The sequence below is a fragment of the Streptomyces sp. NPDC039465 genome, assembly GCF_055639315.1.
This window is the reverse complement of sequence record NZ_JBVKAP010000003.1, coordinates 1-24,262: the sequence shown is the minus strand read 5'-3', so window position 1 is coordinate 24,262 and position 24,262 is coordinate 1. Positions and strand designations below refer to the sequence as shown.

Sequence of the window (24,262 nt, the reverse complement as noted above, 5' to 3'; positions counted from 1 at the left end):
GCCCTCACCTGGGCGTCCACGTGCCGGACACGCGTTGTCAGTGGTCGGGTGCACGATGGGTGGCATGGCCGGAACCGCACTCGACTCGTTCTCCCCCGCGACCCGTGGCTGGTTCACGGGCGCCTTCAGCGCGCCGACCGCCGCTCAGGAAGGCGCCTGGCGGGCGATCGGGGAGGGCTCGGACGTCCTGGTCGTCGCCCCGACCGGCTCCGGCAAGACGCTGGCCGCGTTCCTCGCCGCCCTGGACCGGCTCGCGTCCGTTTCGCCGCCCGCGGAGGCGAGGAAGCGCTGCCGGGTGCTGTACGTGTCGCCGCTGAAGGCCCTCGCGGTCGACGTCGAGCGCAATCTCCGCAGCCCTCTCACGGGCATCCGTCAGGAGGCGATGCGGCTCGGGCTGCCCGAGCCCGAGGTGCGGGTGGGGATCCGGTCCGGCGACACCCCGGCGGCCGAGCGCCGCGCGCTGGCCACCAGGCCGCCGGACATCCTGATCACCACCCCCGAGTCACTGTTCCTGATGCTCACCTCCGCGACCCGGGACGCGCTGTCGGGGATCGAGACGGTGATCCTGGACGAGGTGCACGCCGTGGCGGGGACGAAGCGGGGCGCGCATCTGGCCGTGTCCCTGGAGCGTCTCGACGAGCTGCTGCCGCGCCCGGCGCGCCGGATCGGCCTGTCGGCGACCGTACGGCCGGTGGACGAGGTGGCCCGCTATCTCTCCCCCCAGCGGAAGGTGGAGATCGTCCAGCCCGCCTCCGGCAAGGAGTTCGACCTGTCGGTGGTGGTTCCGGTGGAGGACCTGGGCGAGCTGGGCGGCTCACCCGCCACCGACGCCGATCCCGGGGAGAAGCCGTCGATCTGGCCCCATGTCGAGGAGCGGATCGCCGATCTCGTCCAGGCGCACCGCTCGACGATCGTGTTCGCCAACTCCCGTCGTCTGGCGGAGCGGCTGTGCAACAGGCTCAACGAGATCGCCTACGAACGGGTCGTGGGAGAGGCCATGCCGGAGGGCGCTCCGCCGGCCGAGATCATGGCCCAGTCGGGTGCGGGGAAGGGCGCCCCGCCGCTGCTGGCCAGGGCACACCACGGCTCGGTCTCCAAGGAGCAGCGGGCGCTGGTCGAGGAGGACTTGAAGGCGGGTCGGCTGCCGGCCGTCGTCGCCACCTCCAGCCTGGAGCTGGGCATCGACATGGGTGCGGTGGATCTGGTGGTCCAGGTCGAGTCGCCGCCGTCGGTCGCCTCCGGGCTCCAGCGGGTGGGGCGTGCGGGCCATCAGGTGGGCGCCGTGTCCACCGGTGTCGTCTTTCCCAAGTACCGCGGCGATCTGGTGCAGGCGGCCGTGGTCACCGAGCGGATGCGCAGCGGCTCCATCGAGTCCCTGCGGGTCCCCGCCAACCCGCTGGACGTGCTGGCCCAGCAGCTGGTGGCGATGGTGGCGCTGGACACCTGGCAGGTCGACGACCTGCTGGCCGTGGTGCGCCGGGCGGCGCCGTTCGCCTCGCTGCCCGAGTCGGCGTTCACGGCCGTCCTGGACATGCTGGCGGGGCGGTATCCGTCGGACGCCTTCGCCGAGCTGCGGCCCCGCGTGGTGTGGGACCGGGTCGCCGGGACGGTCACCGGCCGCCCGGGCGCGCAGCGCCTCGCCGTCACCTCCGGCGGGACCATCCCCGACCGGGGGCTCTTCGGGGTGTTCCTGGCCGGCGCCGATCCGAAGAAGGGCGGCGGCCGGGTCGGTGAGCTCGACGAGGAGATGGTGTACGAGTCCCGGGTCGGGGACGTCTTCACGCTCGGGACGACCTCCTGGCGGATCGAGGACATCACCCGCGACCGGGTTCTCGTCTCCCCCGCCCCCGGGGTGCCCGGCCGGCTCCCGTTCTGGAAGGGCGACCAGCTGGGCCGGCCGCTCGAACTGGGGCGCGCGGTGGGCGCGTTCCTGCGGGAGGTCGGCTCGATGGCCCCGGAGGAGGCCCGGCCCCGGCTCCTCGCGGCCGGCCTCGACGACTGGGCGGCGGGGAACGTCCTGGCCTATCTGGACGAGCAGCGCCGCGCCTGCGGCCACATCCCCGACGACCGCACGATCCTCGTGGAGCGCTTCCGCGACGAGCTGGGCGACTGGCGGGTCGTGGTCCACTCCCCCTTCGGCGCGCAGGTGCACGCCCCGTGGGCGCTGGCGCTCGGTGCCCGGCTCGCCGAGCGGTACGGCATGGACGCCCAGGTGATGCACGCCGACGACGGCATCGTGCTGCGGCTGCCCGACGCGGACCTGATGGGCCTGGACCTGCTCGACCAGGACCCGGCCGCGCCCGGCCTGGAGTACGACAGCGAGCAGGCCCCCATCGGGGCGGCGGACGTCGCCTTCGACAAGGGCGACGTGAGCCAGATCGTCACCGACCAGGTGGGCGGCTCGGCGCTGTTCGCGGCCCGGTTCCGCGAATGCGCGGCCCGCGCCCTGCTGCTGCCGCGCCGTAACCCCGGCAAGCGGACGCCGCTGTGGCAGCAGCGCCAGCGCGCGGCCCAGCTGCTCCAGGTGGCCAGCGAGTTCGGTTCCTTCCCGATCGTCCTCGAAGCGGTCCGCGAGTGTCTCCAGGACGTCTTCGACGTCCCGGGGCTGACCGAGCTGATGGGCGACATCGAGTCCCGTCGGGTCCGTCTGGTGGAGGTGACCACCCCGGAGCCGTCGCCGTTCGCCCGCTCGCTGCTCTTCGGTTACGTCGCCCAGTTCCTGTACGAGGGTGACTCACCGCTCGCCGAGCGGCGTGCCGCCGCCCTCTCTCTGGACTCCCGGCTCCTGGCCGAGCTGCTGGGCCAGGCGGAGCTGCGTGAGCTGCTCGACGCCGACGTCCTGGCCGAGCTGGAGAGCGAGCTCCAGTGGCTCGCGGAGGACCGCCGGGCCAAGGACACCGAAGGTGTCGCCGATCTCCTGCGCGTTCTCGGTCCGCTCACCGACGCCGAACTGGCCGAGCGGGGCGCGGAGCCCGGCTGGGCCGAGGCCCTGGGCGCGGCCCGGCGCGCCATCCGGGTCCGTATCGCCGGGGCCCACCACTGGGCCGCCGTCGAGGACGCCGGACGGCTGCGGGACGCCCTGGGCACGGCCCTCCCGGTCGGGGTCCCGGAGGCGTTCACGGAGCCGGTGAAGGACCCGCTCGGCGACCTCCTCGCCCGGTACGCCCGTACGCACGGCCCGTTCACCTCCCCGCAGGCGGCCGCCCGCTTCGGCCTCGGCACCGCCGTCACCGACGGCGCGCTCCAGCGCCTGGCCGCCGCCGGCCGGGTCGTCCAGGGCGAGTTCCATCCCTCAGGGATCGGCCAGGAGTGGTGCGACGCGGCGGTCCTGCGGCGGCTGCGCCGCCGTTCGCTCGCGGCGCTGCGCCATGAGCTCGAACCGGTCGCGCCGGCCGCGCTCGCCTCGTTCCTGCCCCAGTGGCAGCACCTCGGCGGCAGCAGCCTGCGCGGCATCGACGGCCTCGCCCGGGCCGTCGAGCAGCTTCAGGGCGCGCCGGTGCCCGCCTCCGCGCTGGAGAAGCTGATCCTCCCGTCCCGGGTGAGGGACTACTCCCCCGCGCTGCTCGACGAGCTGACCACCACCGGCGAAGTGCTGTGGGCGGGCGCCGGCGCCCTGCCGGGCAAGGACGGCTGGGTGTCGCTGTATCTGGCCGACGCCGCGCCGCTGCTGCTGCCGCAGCCCCATCCCCTGGAGCTCACCGCGGTGCACGAATCGGTCCTGACCGCCCTGTCCGGCGGCTACGGGCTGTTCTTCCGCCAGATCGCCGACCAGGTCCGCGCCACCACCCACCCCGACGCCACGGACCCCCAGCTCGCCGACGCCCTGTGGGACCTGGCCTGGTCCGGGCGGCTCACCAACGACACCCTGGCCCCGCTGCGCTCCCTCCTCGGCTCGGGGCGTACGGCGGGCTCGACCGCTCACCGCGCGCGCCGTACGGTCCCGCGCGGCCGGTACGGCACGCTGACGGCGGCCGCCCGCCCGGCCTCTCGCAGCGGCCCGCCGACCGTGAGCGGCCGCTGGTCGCTGCTGCCCGCCGCCGAGCCGGACCCCACCCACCGCGCCCACGCGCTGGCCCGCACGCTGCTCGACCGGCACGGTGTGGTGACCCGGGGCGCGGTCGCCGCGGAAGGCGTCGAGGGCGGGTTCTCGGCGACGTACCGCATCCTGTCCGCCTTCGAGGACAGCGGCCAGGCCCGCCGCGGCTATGTCGTGGAAGGGCTGGGAGCCGCCCAGTTCGCGATGGACGGCGCGGTCGACCGGTTGCGGGCCGCGGCCACGGCCCGCGACCGCGAAGAGCGGACGACGGCCCCGCGCGCGGTGGTCCTGGCCGCCGCGGACCCGGCCAACGCCTACGGCGCGGCGCTGCCCTGGCCCGAGTCCCCGACGACGGCAGGGCACAAGCCGGGCCGGAAGGCGGGAGCCCTGGTCGTCCTCGTCGACGGCGAGCTGACCCTCTACATGGAGCGCGGCGGCAAGACCCTGCTCTCCTGGCCGCTCGACCCGGACGCCCCGTCCCTCCACGCGGCCGCCGAAGCCCTGGCCGCGGCCGCCCTGGCGGGCTCGCTCGGCACGGTCACGGTGGAGCGGATCAACGGCGAGACCGCCTTGACCTCCCCGCTCGCCCGCGCCCTGGAGACCGCCGGGTTCCACGCCACCCCCAGGGGACTGCGGCTGCGCGCCTGACGCGCCGCCGAAGGGGGCACCGGAGGCGGCGCGGGCATGATGGAGGCATGCCCGAGGGAGACACCGTCTGGAGGACCGCCCGCCGTCTGCACGCCGCTCTCGCCGGGGAGGTCCTCACCCGCTCCGACCTGCGCGTGCCGCGGTTCGCCACCGCCGACCTCACCGGCCGGGCGGTCCTCGACGTGACACCGCGCGGCAAGCATCTCCTCACCCGTATCGAGGGCGGTCTGACCCTCCACTCCCATCTGCGGATGGACGGCGCCTGGCACGTCTACGCCCCGGACGAGCGCTGGCGCGGCGGCCCCGCCCACCAGATCCGGGCCATCCTCGCCAACGCCGCCCACACCGCCGTCGGCTACCGCCTCCCGGTCCTCGAACTCCTGCGCACCGCCGACGAGTCCACGGCCGTGGGCCACCTCGGCCCCGATCTGCTCGGCCCCGACTGGGACCCGCGGGAAGCCGTCCGCAGGCTCACCGCCGATCCCTCCCGCCCGCTCGGCGAGGCTCTCCTCGACCAGCGCAATCTGGCGGGGATCGGCAACGTCTACAAGTCGGAGCTGGCGTTCCTGGCCGGGGTCACGCCCTGGCTCCCGTTCGGCGAACTCGCCGCGGGCGTGCCCGAGCGCCTTGTCGCGACCGCACACCGCCTGCTGGAGGCCAACAAGGAGGGCTCGGAGCGCCGTACGACGACGACCCGGCACCCCGCCCACCGCCTCCATGTCTACGGCCGTGAAGGCCGCCCATGTCTGCGCTGCGGCACCGCGGTCCGTAAGGCGGACCAGAGCGACGACCGGGTGTCCTACTGGTGCCCCGGCTGCCAGTTCGGCCCCTCGCCCGCCCCGTAAGACCGCACGACCCGGCACCGCTCCAGCAATTGACGTACCATCAGATCTGGTCGTACGGTCCCGCCATGCCCCTGTCGGCGTACGACCTCACCGGCCGCACCGCGTTCGTCACCGGCGCAGCGAGCGGCATCGGCCGCGCCTCGGCCGTCCTGCTCGCCCGCGCGGGCGCATACGTCCACTGCGCCGACCGCGACGAGGAAGGTCTGGCCGGCACCAGGGAGCTGGTCGCCGGGCAGGGCGGCACGGCCCGCGTCCATCTCCTCGACGTCACCGACCGCGCCGCTCTCACCTCGGCCGTGGCCGGCGCGGGCCCGCTCCACATCATGGCCGCGGTCGCCGGTGTGATGCACAGCAGTACGGTCCTGGAGACCCGGGACGAGGATCTCGACCGCGTCTTCGCCGTCAACTTCAAGGGCGTGCTCCACGCCTGTCAGGCCGCCGCACGCTCCATGATCGACGCTCAGATCCGCGGCTCCCTCGTCACCATGGCCTCGGGCGCGGTGGACGCGGCCAACGCCGGCCTGCTCTGCTACAGCGCGGCGAAGGCCGCCGTCGTCCAGCTCACCAAGACCCTCGCCACCGAACTCGGCCCGTACGGCATCCGCGTCAACGCGGTCGCCCCCGGCTGGATCCGCACACCGATGACGGACGGTCACAGTGCTGAGCTCCAGCAGCGGATCGAGGAGACGATGGTCCGCGTCTCACCCCTGGGCCGGGTCGGCGAGCCCGAGGACATCGCACACGCGGTGCTTCATCTGGCGTCCGACGCCTCGTCGTTCACGACGGGTCAGATCCTGCGCCCGAACGGCGGCGTGACCATGCCCTGGTAGCCCGGCGCATGGACCGGCGCCGGGCCCAGGCGGACCGGCGACGTCCGGGCGCGGCGGCCACATGGACCGGGAGCAGACTCAGCCCCCAGCCACTCGCCGCCATGGCTCCTTCGACGAGCCCCGAGCGCTCCGGTACGAAGGCGAGCCGCAGCACCGCCCACCACCACAGCCCTCCGACCACCAGCGCGAGCGCCAGCAGCGGGACCCGTCGCCGTACCATCGCCGCCTCCTCCGGTCGACGCTAGTGCGGCGCGTTCAGCAGGCGGCAGGGCGCACCGGAGGCGCCCCGGGCGCACAAGGACGCAACGCGAGGCACGGGTTCCTACGCGCTCTCCGCCTGGAACATCCAATGGTGCTTCTCGAGGTCGGCGGTCAGCCCGATCAGGATGTCCTGGGTCACCGGGTCCGGCTTCTCGGTGACGTCGATACGCTCCCGCATCTTGCGGATCACCGCGCCGAGCGCCTCCACCAGGATCCGTACGGCGTCGACGTCCTTGATCCAGCCGTCCGGCACGGTCCCGATCGCGCTGCTGGCGGCCACCGTCGCGGCGCGCCCGTCAGGGTTGACGCCGATGGCGGAGGCCCGTTCGGCGACGACGTCGGAGTGCTGGCGCGCGGTGACGACGACGTCGTCGAGTTGCAGATGGACGGAGCGGAACCGCGGCCCGACCACGTTCCAGTGGACCTGCTTGGCGACCAGGGACAGATTGACGAGATCGACCAGGGCGCCCTGCAGGGCTTCACCCACGGTCTTCAGGTTGTCGTCGGACAGCGAACTCTTCACGACAGACATGCACATTCTCCCAGCAGTCGTACGTTTCCCCCACCATGCACGACTGACCGCGTGCGGGCATCTCAAACGCCTTGCCACGTCACCCGGCTGAAAGCGGCCGCACGACCGGACCCGGAAAAGACGAAAGCCCCGGTCGGCCTGTCAGGCACCGACCAGGGCTCCGCCCACATCACGGTTCAGGCGGCGACCACGTCGACCGCCTCCGCGGGCGCCTTGATGGTCACCCGCTCCGTCGGCACACCTGCCACCGACGTCACCGAAACCGAATTGAGCATCGGCCGTACCGGTGCGGGCACCGGCTCGCTCGCCGCTGCCGACTCGGCCAGTTCGGCCAGCGACAGCTCGTCGCTCACTTCCCGCATGAGCTCGGACATCCGTACGTCAAGCGCGTCGCAGATCGCGGAGAGCAGCTCGGAGGAAGCCTCCTTCTGCCCCCGCTCCACCTCGGAGAGATAGCCGAGCGAAACTCGGGCGGACGAGGAGACTTCGCGCAGAGTACGGCCCTGGCGCTGGCGCTGCCGACGCAGCACGTCACCCAGCAGGCGACGGAGCAGAATCATCGGTGGCTCCCTCCTCGGACCGCGTAGCCGCATCCTTCACGCCCCACCGTACCGCCTCGCGCTGCGGCCGTGCGGGGAGCGATGTCGTGTTCACTCAGGGCTGCAAACATCAATTCCCCCCGTTCTGTTCCGTATCCTGTGCCCGCGCATTCCCGGAGAGTTCGTCTGCGAGCAGTTCCAGCACGCTCCGTACACTCTCTCTACGGATTTCCGCGCGGTTGCCGTTCAACCGCAATGCGGCCACTTTCCCCGCCCCGACCGGTCCCGCCACGGCGACGTACACCGTGCCGACAGGTTGACCGTCCTGGGGTTCCGGGCCGGCCACGCCGGTGGTGGAGATGCCCCAGTCGGCCCCCAGCCGGTCCCGCACACCGGCCGCCATCTGCAGCGCGACCTCCGGATCCACCGCCCCGCGCTCCGCCAGAAGGGTCCGGTCCACGCCCAGGACGTCCTCCTTGAGGGCCGTGGCGTACGCCGTGACGGACCCGCGGAAAGTGTCCGAGGCACCAGGGACGGCAGTGAGCTCCGCGGCCACCAGACCGCCCGTGAGGGACTCCGCGACCGCCAGCGTACGACCACGCTCCGCGAGCAGACGCAGCACACGGGCGGCGGTGTTCATCGCGCGGACCCGGCCGAGGGTTCCGCCTGGGCGGCGGCCCGCTCGGCCGCGAGACCCTTGCGCCGTAGCACGACGGCCTGGCGGATGTAGTCGAGACCGGTGACGACCGTCAGCACGACGGCCACCGCCATCACCCAGAAGCGGAGGGTGGCGAGCGGTCCGGTGAGGGCCAGGACGTACATACCGACCGCGGTCCCCTGCGCCAGGGTCTTCATCTTGCCACCGCGATTGGCCGGAATGACTCCATGCCGGATCACCCAGAACCGCATGAGCGTGATGCCGAGCTCACGGAAGAGGATCACCCCGGTCACCCACCAGGGCAGGTCACCGAGCCAGGACAGACAGATGAGTCCGGCGGCCATGATCGCCTTGTCGGCGATCGGGTCGGCGATCTTCCCGAAATCCGTGACCAGGTTGTACGCCCGGGCCAGATGTCCGTCGAAGACGTCCGTGATCATGGCGACTGCGAAGGCCGCCCAGGCCCAGGCGCGCCAGACGGGGTCGTACCCGCCGTCCTGGAGGAGCAGGACCACGAAGGCGGGGATCAGGACCAGCCGGATCATGGTGAGGATGTTGGCGATGTTCCACAGGCTCGCCTGGTTGACCGCCGCGGCACCCAGCTTGCCGCCGGGCGCCGGCCGGCCCGTCCCGCCCGCGGCGGACGCCGGCACTCCGGTCATCTGCCCGCCTCCTCGAAAGCCTCCGGAAGGTACTCCGCCACCAGGTCGACGCCTTCCGTTCCCACGACCTTGGCCCTGACCACACGGCCGACGGCGAGTCCCTCGCCGCTGGTGAAGACGACCTGACCGTCGGTCTCGGGGGCCTGGTGGGCGGCGCGGCCCACCGCGGCCTCGTCGCCGTCCTCGTCGTCGACCGACTCGACCAGTACCTCCAGGGTCTCTCCAAGGCGCTCCTCCGCGCGCTGCGCGGTGAGCTCCTCCGCGAGCCGGGACAGATGCGCGAGGCGCTCGTCGACGGTCTCCTGGTCGAGCTTGTTGTCGTACGTGGCCGCTTCGGTGCCGTCCTCGTCGGAGTAGCCGAAGACGCCGATGGCGTCGAGACGGGCGTGCGTGATGAAGCGTTCCAGCTCCGCGAAGTCCTCCTCGGTCTCGCCGGGGAAGCCGACGATGAAGTTGGACCGGGCACCGGCCTGCGGCGCCTTGCCGCGGATGGTGTCGAGGAGCTCCAGGAAGCGGTCGGTGTCGCCGAAGCGCCGCATCGAGCGCAGCACGGCCGGCGCGCTGTGCTGGAAGGACAGGTCGAAGTACGGGGCGACCTTCTCGGTCGAGGTGAGGACGTCGATCAGGCCCGGGCGCATCTCGGCGGGCTGGAGGTAGCTGACCCGGACCCGCTCGATGCCGTCGACGGCGGCGAGCTCGGGCAGCAGGGTCTCCAGGAGCCGGATGTCTCCGAGGTCCTTGCCGTAGGAGGTGTTGTTCTCGGAGACCAGCATGATCTCCTTCACGCCCTGCTCGGCGAGCCAGCGCGTCTCGCCGAGGACGTCCGAGGGCCGCCGCGAGACGAAGGAGCCGCGGAAGGACGGGATGGCGCAGAAGGAGCAGCGGCGGTCGCAGCCGGAGGCGAGCTTCACCGACGCGACGGGGCTGGTGTCCAGGCGGCGGCGGAGCGGGGCGCGCGGTCCGGAGACCGGGGCGATGCCCTCGGGAAGGTCCTCGGGGGCCTCGGTGAGGCCGGCGCCGTGTCCCGGCAGGGCGACCTCGGCCGCGGCGCTCTGCCGCTCGACGGGGCTGAGCGGGAGCAGCTTGCGCCGGTCGCGCGGCGTGTGGGCCTCCACGCTGCCGCCGCTCAGGATGGTCTGGAGGCGGTTGGAGATGTCGGCGTAGTCGTCGAAGCCGAGCACGCCGTCGGCCTCGGGGAGCGCGTCGGCGAGCTCCTTGCCGTACCGCTCGGCCATGCAGCCGACGGCGACCACAGCCTGGGTGCGGCCGTGGTCCTTGAGGTCATTGGCTTCGAGGAGTGCGTCGACGGAGTCCTTCTTGGCGGCTTCGACGAACCCACAGGTGTTGACGACGGCGACGTCTGCGTCGGAGGCGTCCTCGACGAGCTCCCAGCCGTCCGCTGCCAAGCGGCCTGCGAGCTCCTCCGAGTCCACCTCGTTACGGGCGCAGCCAAGAGTGACAAGGGCGACGGTACGGCGTTCGGGCATGGACTCAAGACTACTTCGTCCCGACCGTGCCCCCGCCGCTCAGGGGTTTGCTCAGGCCCCGCTCACCCCTCCTCGGGGTCTCCCTTGGCGTACGAGAGACGCTCGACCTGCCCCGCTTCGAATTTCTCCTCGACCTTCTTGCCGTTGACGTAGAGCTCGATGGGGCCGGCGTTGCCGAGGATGAGGTCGATGCGCTCGTCGTCCTGGAAGGTCTTGGACTCGCCCTTGAGCAGCAGCCCGTCGAAGAGGAGCTTGCCGTCGTGCGCCTTGGCCGAGATCCAGCTCTTGTCGTCGGTGGCGGTCATGGTGACGGTGACCTTGTCCGCTGGGACGGCGGCGATGGCGCTCTCGGAGGGCGCGGGCGGCTTGGGGGCGGGCGGCTTGGGCTTCGGTGTGGGGCTGGCCTTCTTCTGCGGCGCTGGGCCCTCGGCCACCTGACGCGCCCGGTCGCTGCCGTCGCCGTCGCTGAACATCGTGAAGCCGACGAAGCCGATCACGGCCACGATCGCCGCGACCATGGCGGCGGTCCAGTTCGGGCGGCGGCGCTCGGGGCGGATACGTTCCGCCTCGAAGAGGGGCGCGGCCGGCGTGGGCTCGGGCCGGCCGCCGTGCTCGGCGTCGTACTGGTCGACCAGCGGCGCCGGGTCGAGGCCGACGGCGCGAGCGAGCGTACGGATGTGACCGCGGGCGTAGACGTCGCCGCCGCAGCGCGAGAAGTCGTCCTCCTCGATCGCGTGCACGATCGGGATGCGCACCCGGGTGGACGTGCTGACCTCGTCCACGGTCAGCCCGGCGTCGATACGGGCCTGCTGCAGCGTGCGACCGATCGGCGGCCGGGCGTCGGCCGAAGGCCGTTCGTCGGCCGGGGAGTTCCGGTCGTCTTCGGGGAAGTTGCCGATGGACACGAGGGCGCCTTTCGAGCGTGTAACCACCTGCTGGACGTTCAGTCTATGGGTGGTACGAAAGGGTGGGGCAACCGGGCGGATGCAGTTTGTACGCCATCGGAATGGCCGTACGCCGGCACCCCGACACAGTGATGATGGGACACGGTGTTGTCCCACTGTCCAACTTGACGTACGGCCAAGGGAAACGGTTGCCCGCTGTTCCCTTACGAGTGAGCCTCGATGCGCCCAGAAGGCCCCTTCCGACCCGCTACGCCTCGGCTTCCCCACGGATCACGGCGAGCACTCCATCCAGTTCGTCCGGTTTCACCAGAACGTCCCGGGCCTTGGATCCCTCGCTGGGGCCGACGATGTTGCGCGACTCCATGAGGTCCATCAGCCGGCCGGCCTTGGCGAAGCCGACCCGCAGCTTGCGCTGGAGCATCGACGTCGAGCCGAACTGCGTCGAGACCACCAGCTCGGCCGCCTGGCAGAGCAGGTCGAGGTCGTCGCCGATGTCCTCGTCGATCTCCTTCTTCTGCTTGGAGCCGACCGTGACGTCGTCCCGGAAGACCGGGGACATCTGGTCCTTGCAGTGCTGGACGACCGCCGCGACCTCGCTCTCGGTGACGAAGGCGCCCTGCATACGGATCGGCTTGTTCGCGCCCATCGGCAGGAAGAGCCCGTCGCCCTTGCCGATGAGCTTCTCGGCGCCGGGCTGGTCGAGGATGACCCGGCTGTCGGCGAGCGAGGAGGTTGCGAAGGCGAGCCGGGACGGCACGTTCGCCTTGATCAGACCGGTGACGACATCGACCGAGGGCCGCTGGGTGGCCAGCACCAGATGGATGCCGGCCGCGCGGGCCAGCTGGGTGATCCGGACGATGGCGTCCTCGACGTCCCGCGGCGCGACCATCATCAGGTCGGCCAGCTCGTCCACGATGACCAGCAGGTACGGATAGGGCTGGAGCTCGCGCTCGCTGCCCTCGGGCAGCTTGACCTTGCCGTTGCGGATGGCCTCGTTGAAGTCGTCGATGTGCCGGAAGCCGAAGGCGGCCAGGTCGTCGTAGCGCAGGTCCATCTCCCGCACGACCCACTGGAGCGCCTCCGCGGCCCGCTTGGGGTTGGTGATGATCGGGGTGATCAGGTGCGGAATGCCCTCGTACGCGGTCAGTTCGACCCGCTTGGGGTCGACCAGGACCATCCGGACGTCCTCCGGGGTCGCTCTTATCATGATCGACGTGATCAGGCAGTTGATGCACGAGGACTTTCCGGAGCCCGTGGCGCCTGCGACCAGGACGTGCGGCATCTTCGCCAGGTTGGCCATCTCGTAGCCGCCCTCGACGTTCTTGCCGAGCGCCACCAGCATCGGATGGTCGTCCTCGGCAGCTGCGGCGAGCCGCAGCACGTCCCCGAGGTTGACCATCTCGCGGTCGCTGTTGGGGATCTCGATGCCGACCGCGGACTTGCCAGGGATCGGCGAGATGATCCGCACGTCCGGGCTGGCCACGGCGTACGCGATGTTCTTGGTCAGCGCGGTGATCCGCTCGACCTTCACGGCCGGGCCGAGCTCGACCTCGTACCGCGTGACCGTCGGGCCGCGGGTGAAGCCGGTGACGGCCGCGTCGACCTTGAACTCCATGAAGACGTTGGTCAGCGAGTCCACGATCGCGTCGTTGGCCGCGCTGCGGGTCTTCCCGGGGCCGCCGCGCTCCAGCAGGTCGAGCGAGGGCAGGGAGTAGGTGATGTCCCCGGCGAGCTTGAGCTGCTCCGCGCGCGGCGGCAGCCCCTCGGAGGCCTCCGGCGCGGGCTTGGTCAGATCGGGCACGACCCCCTTGCCGTCCGGCCGCTTCGCGTCCTGCCCGGATTCGCGCGCGGTCGGTACGGATCCGGCCGCGGCGGCCGCGATCTCGGCTGCGCGCCGCCGGTCGGCGGTCAGGTCCCGGGTGAGGTCCGCGACGACCGGGGAGGGCGGCATGCCGTTCAGTACGGCCCCGTCCAGCGCCGCGGCGGCCGCGGCGGCGACGTCCACGGCGTCCATGGGCCGGTCGAAGTCGGGCTGCGCGGTCTTGCGCGGGCGCTTGCGCCGGGTGAGCGCCTCCTCCTCGGCGCTCTCGGCGTCGTACGCCTCCGGGGGCGTGGCCCGGCGCCGGGCGCGGGCGGGGCGGGCCTCACGCCACTCGTCGTCGTACGCCTCGGCCTCACCCTGATCGGGCTCGTACGCCGGTTCGACGATGCCGAGCTTGGCACCGAGGGCTCGCAGCCGCTGCGGGATGGCGTTGACGGGGGTCGCGGTGACCACGAGCAGCCCGAAGACGGTCAGGAGCACCAGCAGGGGGACGGCGAGGACCTCGCCCATCGTGAAGACCAGCGGCTTGGAGGCGGCCCAGCCGATGAGCCCGCCGGCGTCCCGCATCGCCTCGGTGCCGGAGTCGCGCCCCGGTGAGCCGCACGCGATGTGGACCTGGCCGAGGATGCCGAGGACCAGCGCGGACAGGCCGATCACGATCCGACCGTTGGCCTCGGGCTTCTCGGGGTAGAGGATCAGCCGTACGGCGACGGCGCCGAGGAGCAGGGGGACGAGCAGGTCGAGCCGGCCGAAGGAGCCGGTGACGAGCATCTTGACCAGATCGCCGACCGGGCCGCGCAGATTGGACCAGGTGCCGGCCGCGACGATCAGGGCGAGGCCCAGCAGGAGCAGCGCCATGCCGTCCTTGCGGTGCGCGGGGTCGAGACCCTTCGCGCCGCGCCCTATGCCACGGAACATCGCCCCGACGGCGTGTGCGAGGCCGAGCCAGAGCCCGCGCGCGAGCCGGAACACGCCCCCGGTCGGGGACGGGGCCGGCTTGGGAGCCGCCTTCTTGGCGGGCTTGCGGGCCGGTGCCTTCTTCGCGGGCGCGCTCTTCCTGGCGGCCGCGGTCTTCTTCGCGGGTGCTTTGCCGGGCGCCGCCTTCTTCGCAGCGCCAGTCGTACGGCCGGCGCGCGGCTTCGCGGTGCCCGCCGTGCCCTGGGAACCCTTGCCGGACGTACGTGAGGCCATGGTGGTGAGGTTACCGGTGTGGCGCGCGGCGGACACGCGTGCGTACCGCTTCACCCGTTCGTGTCGCCCCGGGGGCAGACGGAAACTGACGGCACGGCAAACGTGGGGCACGCTACGGCATGAGCGGGCTGACGGGCACTCACGGACACTCAGCCGACCGGACCAGCGCCGGTCGGCCCATCAAGGCCGCCGGCCTTCCGGGACCGGGCCTGCGGGGTCAGCTCTGGGAGGGCAGCACGGGTGTGCTGCTGCCCGTGCCGGGCTCCAGCGCGTCCAGCGCCCGCCGCAGCCCGGTGAGCTTGCGCTCCAGATGCGCGGCGGTGGCAACGGCCGCAGCGTCCGCGGAGTCGTCGTCGAGCTGTTTGGAGAGCGCCTCGGCCTGCTCCTCGACCGCCGCGAGCCGGGCGGAGAGTTCGGCGAGCAGCCCGGCGGACTCCTTGGCCACGCCGCCCGCTCCGCCGTTGCCCTCCAGCTGGAGGCGGAGCAGCGCGGCCTGCTCCCGCAGCTGGCAGTTCTTCATGTACAGCTCGACGAAGACCGAGACCTTGGCACGCAGCACCCAGGGGTCGAACGGCTTGGAGATGTAGTCCACCGCGCCCGCGGCGTAGCCCCGGAAGGTGTGGTGCGGGCCGTGGTTGATCGCGGTGAGGAAGATGATCGGGATGTCCCGGGTCCGCTCCCGTCGCTTGATGTGCGCGGCGGTTTCGAAACCGTCCATTCCCGGCATCTGGACGTCCAGCAGGATGACCGCGAAGTCGTCCGTCAGCAGCGCCTTGAGCGCTTCCTCCCCTGACGATGCCCGCACCAGTGTCTGATCGAGCGCAGAGAGGATGGCCTCCAGCGCCAGCAGATTCTCCGGCCGGTCATCGACCAGGAGGATCTTGGCCTTCTGCACCATGCCCCGTCCTCCTCGCCCCGGCACGGACTCTCCCCGGCTCGTCGAGCCGGAGGTAGCACCGGGCGCCGCCCCAGGGGACGACTCCCTTGCGCCGTCCGTCCTTGTGCCGGTCATGGTAGCCGCACCCCGCCTGTCGCCACACCCTGTCACCGCGATGTCACTGTGCACGTAGCAGAAACGCGGCGAGAGACCAGAAGGTTCCCCGAATACCGTCGTCCCACACCCCTTCGAGCACACTCAGTCAACAACTCGCCGCCGGGTGAGCGCCCGTCGATCACTCCCCGCGCATCCATTGCTCCATCACCGACAGCAGATGGTCGGGGTCGACCGGCTTGGTGACGTAGTCGGAAGCGCCGGACTCGATCGCCTTCTCCCGGTCGCCCTTCATCGCCTTCGCGGTCAACGCGATGATGGGCAGCCCGGAGAACTGCGGCATCCGGCGGATCGCCGTAGTCGTCGCGTATCCGTCCATCTCCGGCATCATGATGTCCATCAGGACGACCGTCACATCGTCGTGCTGCTCCAGCACCTCGATGCCCTCCCGGCCGTTCTCCGCGTACAGCACCGCAAGGCCATGCTGTTCGAGGACGCTGGTCAGGGCGAAGACGTTACGGATGTCGTCGTCGACGATCAGCACCTTCTCGCCGTGGAACTCGAAGGTCCGCCGCGGCTCCGGCTCCTCCTGTCCCACGGCCGCCGCCCACGCCTCCTGTGTCCCCTGCGCGCCCGGCTGGCCGGGCAGCGAGGGCCGCTGCTCGGTGCGGCCCAGCGCCTTGCGGCGGTGTCGGAACAGCGCGCCGCTGCCCGCCCTGGAGTCCGCCGAGAGGGGCGCGGGGGCGTACGAAGGCATCTGGAGGACCGCCTCCGCCGCGTCGTCCGCCTCGCTCTGCTGCCGGTCGGCGGAGCCGGGCGCCAACTGCCCGTACCCGTGCGGCGGAAGCTCGCTCGGGTGCAGCGGCATGAAGAGCGTGAAGGTCGAGCCGCGGCCGGGTTCGCTGGCCGCGTAGATCTCACCGCCGAGCAGCCGCGCGATCTCTCGGCTGATCGAGAGCCCCAGGCCCGTTCCGCCGTACTTCCGGCTGGTCGTGCCATCCGCCTGCTTGAACGCCTCGAAGATCACCCGCATCTTGCTGGCCGCGATGCCGATCCCGGTGTCGGTCACCGAGAAGGCGATCAGCTCCGCGTCCGGATCCCGCAGCGAACCCGCCTCGAGGAGCTGCTCCCGGATCGACTGCGGCACATCCGTCCCGGCCGGCCGGATCACCAGCTCGACCGCCCCGGTGTCGGTGAACTTCACCGCGTTGGACAGCAGGTTGCGCAGCACCTGAAGGAGCCGCTGCTCGTCCGTGTGCAGCGTGGCGGGCAGCTCCGGCGACACCCGTACGGAGAAGTCCAGGCCCTTCTCCGCGGTCAGCGGGCGGAAGGTGGCCTCCACGTAGTCCACGAGCTGGACCAGGGCGATCCGGGTCGGACTGACGTCCATCTTGCCCGCCTCGACCTTCGACAGGTCAAGGATGTCGTTGATCAGCTGGAGCAGGTCCGAGCCCGCCCCATGGATGGTCTCGGCGAACTCCACCTGCTTCGGCGACAGGTTGGCGTCGGCGTTGTCGGCGAGCAGCTTCGCCAGGATCAGCAGCGAGTTGAGCGGGGTGCGCAGCTCGTGCGACATGTTCGCCAGGAACTCGGACTTGTAGCGCATGGAGACGGCGAGCTGCTCGGCCCGCTCCTCCAGCACCTGCCGGGCCTCCTCGATCTCGGTGTTCTTCACCTCGATGTCGCGGTTCTGCCGGGCCAGCAGCTCGGCCTTCTCCTCCAGCTCGGCGTTGGAGTCCTGCAGCGCCTTCTGCCGGCTCTCCAGCTCCGCCGACCGTTCCCGCAGCTGCTCGGTGAGCTCCTGCGACTGCTGCAGCAGCACCTCGGTCTTCGTGTTGACGCTGATGGTGTTGACGCTGGTCGCGATCATCTCGGCGATCTGGTTGAGGAAGTCGCGCTGGATCTGGGTGAACGGCTGGAAGGACGCCAGCTCGATCACGCCCAGGACCTTGCCCTCGAACAGCACCGGCAGCACGATCACATGCGCCGGGGACGCCTCGCCGAGCCCCGAGGAGATCTTCAGATACCCTGGCGGCACATTGACCTGGATCGTCCGCTTCTCCTCGGCCGCCGTCCCGATCAGGGTCTCTCCGGGCCGGAAGGACGTCGGCATCGACCCGGCCGAGTAGCCGTAACTGCCGCGCATCCGCAGCTCGTACGGGCCGTCCCCGTCCGCGAGCTCCGCCCCGCCGGTGGGCATCGCCACGAAGAACGCCCCGTGCTGCGCCGAGACCACCGGCGTCAGCTCGCTCATGATCAGCGACGCCACGTCGTCCAGATCGCGGCGGCCCTGCATCAGACCGGAGATCCGGGCCAGGTTGCCCTTCAGCCAGTCCTGCTCCTCGTTGGCGAGGGTCGTGTCCCGCAAGTTGACGATCATGGTGTTGATGTTGTCCTGCAGGGCCTGGATCTCGCCCGCCGCGTCCACCCCGTCGATCTTGAGGTTGAGGTCGCCGCGGGTCACCGCCGTCGCGACGGCCGCGATGGCGCGCACCTGCCGGGTAAGGTTCCCGGCCATCTCGTTCACCGACTCGGTCAGGTCACGCCAGGTGCCGTCCACGTCACGCACGCGTGCCTGCCCGCCGAGCTGGCCGTCGGTGCCCACCTCGCGGGCGACCCGGGTGACCTCCTCGGCGAAGTTGGACAGCTGGTCGACCATCGTGTTGATGGTGTTCTTCAGCTCCTGGATCTCGCCCCGGGCGTCGATGTCGATCTTCTTGGTGAGATCGCCCTTGGCGATGGCGGTGGTGACGGCGGCGATCTGGCGCACCTGACCGGTGAGGTTGTCGGCCATGCCGTTCACCGAGTCGGTCAGGTCCTTCCACGTCCCGGACACCCCAGGCACGCGCGCCTGGCCGCCCAGGATGCCGTCCGTGCCCACCTCGCGGGCGACCCTGGTCACCTGCTCCGCGAACGACGACAGCGTCGTCACCATCGTGTTGACGGTGTCGGCGAGCTCGGCGACCTCGCCGCGCGCCTCCACGGTCACCTTCTTCGTCAGATCGCCGTTGGCGACCGCCGCGGAGACCCGGGAGATGTTCCGCACCTGACTCGTCAGGTTGTTGGCCATCAGATTGACGTTGTCGGAGAGGTCCTTCCACGTACCGGTCACGCCACGCACGCGTGCCTGGCCGCCGAGGATGCCTTCCGTGCCCACCTCGCGGGCGACCCTGGTCACCTCGTCGGCGAAGTTCGACAGCTGGTCGACCATCGTGTTGACGGTCGTCACCAGCTCCAGGATCTCCCCCTTGGCGTCGACGGTGATCTTCTTGGACAGGTCGCCCCGGGCGACCGCCGTGGTGACCTCGGCGATGTTGCGGACCTGAGAGGTCAGGTTGTTCGCCATGAAGTTCACCGACTGGGTGAGGTCCTTCCAGGTGCCGGAGACACCCTGCACCTCCGCCTGGCCGCCCAGGATGCCCTCGGTGCCCACCTCACGGGCCACCCTGGTCACCTGGTCGGCGAAGCTGGAGAGCTGGTCGACCATCGTGTTGAGGGTGTTCTTCAACTCCAGGATCTCGCCGCGCGCGTCCACGTCGATCTTCTGCGACAGGTCACCGCGCGCGACCGCCGTGGCGACCTGCGCGATGTTACGGACCTGGGCGGTGAGGTTCCCGGCCATGCCGTTCACCGAGTCGGTCAGGTCGCGCCAGACACCGGCCACGCCCGGCACCTGCGCCTGACCGCCGAGCCGGCCGTCCGTACCCACCTCACGGGCCACCCGCGTCACCTGCTCGGCGAACGCGCTCAGCTGGTCGACCATCGTATTGATGGTGTTCTTCAGCTCCAGGATCTCGCCGCGCGCGTCCACGTCGATCTTCTGCGACAGGTCACCGCGCGCGACCGCCGTCGTCACCTGCGCAATCTGCCGCACCTGGGACGTCAGATTGCCGGCCATGAAGTTGACGGAGTCGGTGAGCTCCTTCCACGTACCGGAGACACCGTCGACCCGCGCCTGACCGCCGAGGCGGCCCTCCGTGCCCACGTCCCGCGCCATGCGCGTCACCTGGTCGGCGAAGGACGACAGCTGCGACACCATCGTGTTGACGGTGTTCTTCAGCTCCAGCATCTCCCCGGCCACGTCGACCGTGACCTTCTGCGACAGATCGCCGTTGGCCACCGCGGTCGTCACCTGCGCGATGTCCCGCACCTGTCCGGTGAGGTTACGGAACGCGGTGTTCACCGAGTCCGTGAGGTCCTTCCAGGTCCCCGCGGCGCCCGGCACCTCCGCCTGCCCGCCCAGGCGCCCCTCGACACCAACCTCGCGCGCGACCCTCGTCACCTCGGAGCCGAAGGCGGAGAGCTGGTCCACCATCGTGTTGACGGTGTTCTTCAGCTCCAGCATCTCCCCGGCCACGTCGACCGTGACCTTCTGCGACAGGTCGCCGTTCGCGACCGCCGTGGTCACCTGAGCGATGTCCCGCACCTGGGTCGTGATGTTCCTGAAGACCGTGTTGACCGAATCGGTCAGGTCCTTCCACGTACCCGCGGCGCCCGGCACCTGCGCCTGCCCGCCGAGCAGACCCTCGGCGCCGACCTCGCTCGCCACCCGCGTCACCTCGTCGGCGAACGTCCGCAGCGTCTCGGTCATCTGGTTGATCGTGTCGGCGAGTTGAGCCACCTCACCGCGGGCGCTGACGGTGACCTTCTGGGACAGGTCGCCGTTCGCCACCGCCGTGGTGACCTCGGCGATGCCCCGCACCTGCGAGGTCAGATTTCCCGCCATCGTGTTGACGGAGTCCGTGAGGTCCTTCCACACACCCGCGACGCCCGGCACTTCGGCCTGGCCGCCGAGCTCGCCCTCCGTGCCCACCTCGCGCGCGACACGGGTCACCTCGGAGGAGAACGACGACAGCTGGTCCACCATCGTGTTGACGGTGTTCTTCAGCTCCAGCATCTCGCCGGCCACATGCACGGTGACCTTGCGGGACAGATTGCCCTTGGCGACCGCCGTGGTGACGAGAGCGATGTCACGTACCTGCGCCGTCAGCCGGTACGCCATGGTGTTCACGGAATCCGTGAGATCTCGCCACGAACCAGACATACCGCGCACTTGTGCCTGGCCACCGAGCTTGCCTTCGGTACCGACCTCCAGTGCGACCCGCGTCACTTCGTCCGTGAACGCGGACAGCTGGTCGACCAGGTTGTTGACCGTACGCGCGACCTTCAGGAACTCACCCCGCAGCGGCCGCCCCTCCGGCCCCTCCGAGCGCAGCTCCATCCGCTGCTCCAGGTCGCCCTCCGCCACCGCGGACAGCACCCGTCCCACCTCGGAGACCGGCCGGGTCATGTCGTCCACCAGCGCGTTCGCGGCCTCGATCGCCGCCGCCCACGCTCCCTCGCTGGCGGCGGCCTCAAGCCGCTCCGACAGCTTGCCCTCACGGCCGACCATCCGTCGGACCCGCGACAGCTCGCCGGTCAGATGCAGCTGCCGGTCGGCGACCTCGTTGAAGACGGCCGCGATCTCCGCCATCACGCCGTCGCCGGACACCGTCAACCGCCGACGGAAATTCCCGTCCCGCATCGTGACGAGCGCCGACAGCAGCCGTTCCAGCGCCGCCGCGTCGACTTCGACCGTCCCACTGCTCCGGGACCGTCCGCTTTTCGTACGCGTGCTACTGCCCCGCGCCGTCACGCCAGACTCCACCGTGTCCCTCCCGCAGGGGTTGACCGTAGTGCTCGGGTTGTCTCTGGAAGCTTTCCCAGTGTTTCACCGCAGCCGAACCAGGCCATAACACTTCGGCAGCTTGGCATAACGTCCCCGCCCTCGGGGGACGGAAACAGCGGTGACCGGCATCCGCTCGGACAGTGAAGGTAAGTAACCTGGCATCCGGCTGTCCAACCGCCCCGTCCGCCCGGCGGGGGCGGCCTGGGCGCGAGACGGACGACCGGGCACCGGGAGGGGCAGGGCCAACCATGGCACAGCCGGGCGTCGAGACGCGTACGAGGAGTTCTGTGATCACCGCGCGGGCGGCCGCCACCTTCGACCCTGTCGGGAGGTCCGTCGCGACCGCCCGGGCCTTCGTCCGGGACACCCTGCACGGCTGGGGGTACGCCGATGTGGTCGACGACGCGGTCGTCCTCACGAGCGAACTCGTCACCAACGCGGTGATCCACGCCGGCACCGCCGCCGACGTCCTGTGCCTGCGCACGGACGACGGCGTACGCGTCGAGGTCGCCGACCGCTACCCCGAGCGCGAGATCCCGATCCAGAGCACCGGCCCGCGCCTCGCCGACCACGACAGCGAGAACGGCCGGGGCCTCCTCCTGTGCGCCGCGCTCGCCACCCGCTGGGGCGTCGAGTACTCCCCCACCCGCAAGCAGGTCTGGTTCCAACTCGACCTCCCCCAACGCCCGGTGGGCACCCGCTCCGCCGGCCCGGTACTCCCCGTCGACCTGCTCCCGATCGCCGACGAACGGGTCCGCGTCGCCGTCGTCCAGATCGACCGCGGCGCCTCCATCACCTCTTGGAACGAGGACGCCGAGCAGCTCTTCGGCTACGGTGCCGAGCAGGTCGTCGGCAAACCCCTCGGCGACCTCGCCGCCTGGCCCCACACCCCCGGCATCGGCACCGGCATCGCCGAGGCCCTGCAGCTCTCCCGCTGGGAGGGCAGCTACGGCATCCGCGACGCCCTCGGCCGCGTCGTCCCCGTCTACGCCTCCCACCTGCGCGTCCGAGACACCCACGGCGAACCGTCCACGGTCTGCCTGCTCGTACGGGACCACGAACGTGCCGTCCTGCAGACCCCGCAGCGCACCCCCGTCTCCGACGGGGGCGGGGAGAGCCGCAGCACGGACCCCTTCGAGGTCTTCATCGGCTCCCCGGCCCCCGACGACCTCGACGGCCTCCTCCAGCGCACGGTCGAACGCGCCCGCGACATGCTCGACGGCGACTCCGCCTTCCTGCTCCTGGCCACCGACGACGAGACCGAGCTGGAGGTACGGGCGACCACCGGCCTCCCCTCGGCCCGCCAGCGCTTCGCCCGCGTCCCCGTCGAGGCCGGCACCGGACGGTACGGCTCGGCCCGGATGCCCGCCGTCCACGACGATCTGGCCGCCGTCCCCGGAGCCGTACCGCTCCTCAACGGCACCGGCATGCGCTCGGTCGTCACCGTGCCCCTGAAGGTCGAGGGCCGCCTCACCGGCTCCCTGGGCGTCGCGGCCGAGGCCCCGGGCCGCTACTCCAACGAGGAGGCCCTGCGCCTCCAGTTCGCCGCCGACCGCATCGCCCTCGCCGTCGAATCGGCCCGCCTTGGCGAGCTGGAGCGGCTGCGCCGCGGCTCCCTGAGCTTCCTCGTCGAAGCCTCCGACCTGCTCGCCGGCACCCTCGACCGCGACCAAACGCTCGCGCTGATGGCCCAGATGACCGTCCCGACGCTCGCTACCTGGTGCGCCGTCTACACGATCGCGGACCAGTCCTCCGAGCCGTACCTCTCGTACGTCCTGCACGAGGACGAGGACCGGATCGACGGCCTCAAGGCCCTGCTCTCCCGGATCGACCCCCCGGACCCGGTCCCCACCCCCGGCGCCCGCGTCTGGACGGCCCCCGCCGACGCCGCCCACCAGGCGGCGCTGCGGGTCTCCCGGCGCGAACTGGGCCTGACCAGCACCCCGCTGTCCTCCGGCATCGGCTCCACCCTCGCCACGGCCTCAGCGGTCGGCGGCGAGACGGTGGTCCTGCCACTGGTGGCCCGTAACCGCGTCATCGGCATGCTGACCCTCGGCAAGCCCTCCGACGACCATTTCCGCCAGGAGATCCTGGAACTCGCCGAGGACCTCTCCCGCCGCGCGGCCCTGGCCCTGGACAACGCCCGCCTGTACTCGGAGCGCATGGCCATCAGCCAGTCCCTCCAGCGCAGCCTGCTGCCCCCGGGCCTCCCCCAAATCCCCGGCGTCGAGGTCGAGGTCATCTACCGCGCGGCCGGCGAGGGCAACGAGGTCGGCGGCGACTTCTACGACCTGTTCCCGATCCGCGACGGCGCCTACGGCTTCGCCATCGGCGACGTCTGCGGTACGGGCCCGGAGGCCGCGGCCGTCACCGGCCTCGCCCGCCATGCCCTGCGCCTGTTGGCCCGCGAGGGCTTCGGCGGCCCGGCGGTCCTGGAGCGCCTGAACGCGGCCATCCTCGACGAGGGCGCCCGCAGCCGCTTCCTGACCCTGCTGTACGGGGAGATGTGGCCGCAGGAGGACGGCTCGGCCGTCCTCAAGGTCGTCTGCGCGGGCCATCCTCTGCCCCTGCGCCTGCGCCAGGACGGCACGGTCTCCCCGGCGGCCGAGCCCCAGCCCCTGCTCGGTGTGATGGACGACCTGGAGCTCTACGAGCAGACGATCACCCTCGACCCGGGCGACGTGCTCCTCTGCGTCACCGACGGCGTCACCGAGCGCCGCGAGGGCACCCGCATGCTCGGCGACGACGGCCTGATCGACGTCCTGACCACGTGCACGGGCCTCACGGCCGGCGCGGTGGCAGCCCGCGTCCTGCGGGCCGTCGAGCGCTTCGCGGCCGAGCCGGCCTCGGACGACATGGCCATCCTGGCGATGCGCCTCCAGGAGCCGCTGAACGGCGCCTGAGCACGGCGCCCGAGGGCCGGGCGGGTCCCCGGCCCTCGGGCAGCCGGACGTCTTTTGCCATGTCGAGGAAAACAAAAAAGGCCCCCGCCATTGGCGGGGGCCTTCTTCGATGGAGCCCTTTAACGGAATCGAACCGTTGACCTTCTCCTTACCATGGAGACGCTCTACCGACTGAGCTAAAAGGGCGGGTTGTTCGGCGGCGTCCTACTCTCCCACAGGGTCCCCCCTGCAGTACCATCGGCGCTGAAAGGCTTAGCTTCCGGGTTCGGAATGTAACCGGGCGT

The 24,262-nt window shown here is 71.2% G+C and carries 14 protein-coding genes, 1 tRNA gene and 1 rRNA gene; 4 read left to right on the top strand and 12 right to left on the bottom strand.

Translation table 11 applies throughout. The features are described from left to right. Nucleotides 1–64 precede the first annotated feature (64 nt). The 3 genes from ACZ7LT_RS10635 to ACZ7LT_RS10625 all read left to right on the top strand — a co-directional run bounded on the left by ACZ7LT_RS10635 (nt 65) and on the right by ACZ7LT_RS10625 (nt 6,359). A complete protein-coding gene (locus ACZ7LT_RS10635) occupies nt 65–4,684 on the top strand; it encodes an ATP-dependent helicase (protein ID WP_471235643.1) in 4,620 nt (1,539 codons plus the stop codon). Nucleotides 4,685–4,731: 47 nt separating this feature from the next. Then, complete coding sequence (locus ACZ7LT_RS10630) at nt 4,732–5,529, top strand: Fpg/Nei family DNA glycosylase (RefSeq protein WP_471235642.1); 798 nt, start codon at nt 4,732–4,734, stop codon at nt 5,527–5,529. Nucleotides 5,530–5,594: 65 nt separating this feature from the next. Next, nucleotides 5,595–6,359: an SDR family NAD(P)-dependent oxidoreductase gene (locus tag ACZ7LT_RS10625; protein ID WP_471235641.1), complete on the top strand. Its 765-nt coding sequence runs from the start codon at nt 5,595–5,597 to the stop codon at nt 6,357–6,359. On the opposite strand, the gene ACZ7LT_RS10620 is transcribed toward ACZ7LT_RS10625, so the two are convergent. The 10 genes from ACZ7LT_RS10620 to ACZ7LT_RS10575 all read right to left on the bottom strand — a co-directional run bounded on the left by ACZ7LT_RS10620 (nt 6,307) and on the right by ACZ7LT_RS10575 (nt 21,054). Next, on the bottom strand, nt 6,307–6,579 hold the full coding sequence (locus tag ACZ7LT_RS10620) for a hypothetical protein (protein ID WP_471235640.1): 273 nt from the start codon (nt 6,577–6,579) through the stop codon (nt 6,307–6,309). The genes ACZ7LT_RS10625 and ACZ7LT_RS10620 overlap by 53 nt on opposite strands. A gap of 102 nt (nt 6,580–6,681) precedes the next feature. Then, a complete protein-coding gene (locus ACZ7LT_RS10615) occupies nt 6,682–7,152 on the bottom strand; it encodes a Dps family protein (protein ID WP_471235639.1) in 471 nt (156 codons plus the stop codon). Nucleotides 7,153–7,328: 176 nt separating this feature from the next. Next, entirely contained in the window at nt 7,329–7,712 is a 384-nt protein-coding gene (locus tag ACZ7LT_RS10610; RefSeq protein WP_019889909.1) for a helix-turn-helix domain-containing protein, read from the bottom strand. Between the two features lie 109 nt (nt 7,713–7,821). After that, nucleotides 7,822–8,331, bottom strand: coding sequence for a CinA family protein (locus ACZ7LT_RS10605; protein WP_471235638.1), 510 nt, complete (start codon nt 8,329–8,331; stop codon nt 7,822–7,824). Beyond that, a complete protein-coding gene (pgsA, locus tag ACZ7LT_RS10600) occupies nt 8,328–9,011 on the bottom strand; it encodes a CDP-diacylglycerol--glycerol-3-phosphate 3-phosphatidyltransferase (RefSeq protein ID WP_471235637.1) in 684 nt (227 codons plus the stop codon). Before pgsA ends, ACZ7LT_RS10605 begins: the two co-directional genes overlap by 4 nt. Further along, nucleotides 9,008–10,498, bottom strand: a complete 1,491-nt coding sequence (rimO, locus tag ACZ7LT_RS10595) for a 30S ribosomal protein S12 methylthiotransferase RimO (RefSeq protein ID WP_471235636.1) — start codon at nt 10,496–10,498, stop codon at nt 9,008–9,010. Before rimO ends, pgsA begins: the two co-directional genes overlap by 4 nt. Nucleotides 10,499–10,560: 62 nt before the next feature. Further along, the gene (locus ACZ7LT_RS10590; RefSeq protein WP_471235635.1) at nt 10,561–11,403 is read right to left on the bottom strand and encodes a helix-turn-helix domain-containing protein; all 843 of its coding nucleotides are present in this window, start codon (nt 11,401–11,403) and stop codon (nt 10,561–10,563) included. 247 nt (nt 11,404–11,650) lie between these two features. Further along, nucleotides 11,651–14,416: a DNA translocase FtsK gene (locus tag ACZ7LT_RS10585; protein WP_471235634.1), complete on the bottom strand. Its 2,766-nt coding sequence runs from the start codon at nt 14,414–14,416 to the stop codon at nt 11,651–11,653. Nucleotides 14,417–14,633: 217 nt separating this feature from the next. After that, nucleotides 14,634–15,314 carry a response regulator gene (locus ACZ7LT_RS10580; protein WP_471235633.1) on the bottom strand — a complete coding sequence of 227 codons (681 nt, stop codon included), beginning with the start codon at nt 15,312–15,314 and terminating at the stop codon, nt 14,634–14,636. A gap of 274 nt (nt 15,315–15,588) precedes the next feature. After that, nucleotides 15,589–21,054 carry a HAMP domain-containing protein gene (locus ACZ7LT_RS10575; protein ID WP_471235632.1) on the bottom strand — a complete coding sequence of 1,822 codons (5,466 nt, stop codon included), beginning with the start codon at nt 21,052–21,054 and terminating at the stop codon, nt 15,589–15,591. 269 nt (nt 21,055–21,323) lie between these two features. Here ACZ7LT_RS10575 and ACZ7LT_RS10570 point away from each other — a divergent pair, with 269 nt between their 5' ends. Beyond that, a complete protein-coding gene (locus tag ACZ7LT_RS10570) occupies nt 21,324–23,978 on the top strand; it encodes a SpoIIE family protein phosphatase (protein ID WP_471235631.1) in 2,655 nt (884 codons plus the stop codon). A gap of 110 nt (nt 23,979–24,088) precedes the next feature. On the opposite strand, the gene ACZ7LT_RS10565 is transcribed toward ACZ7LT_RS10570, so the two are convergent. After that, nucleotides 24,089–24,164 (bottom strand) — tRNA-Thr (locus ACZ7LT_RS10565). Nucleotides 24,165–24,169: 5 nt separating this feature from the next. Next, a 5S ribosomal RNA gene (rrf, locus tag ACZ7LT_RS10560) occupies nt 24,170–24,262 on the bottom strand; the annotation flags it as partial.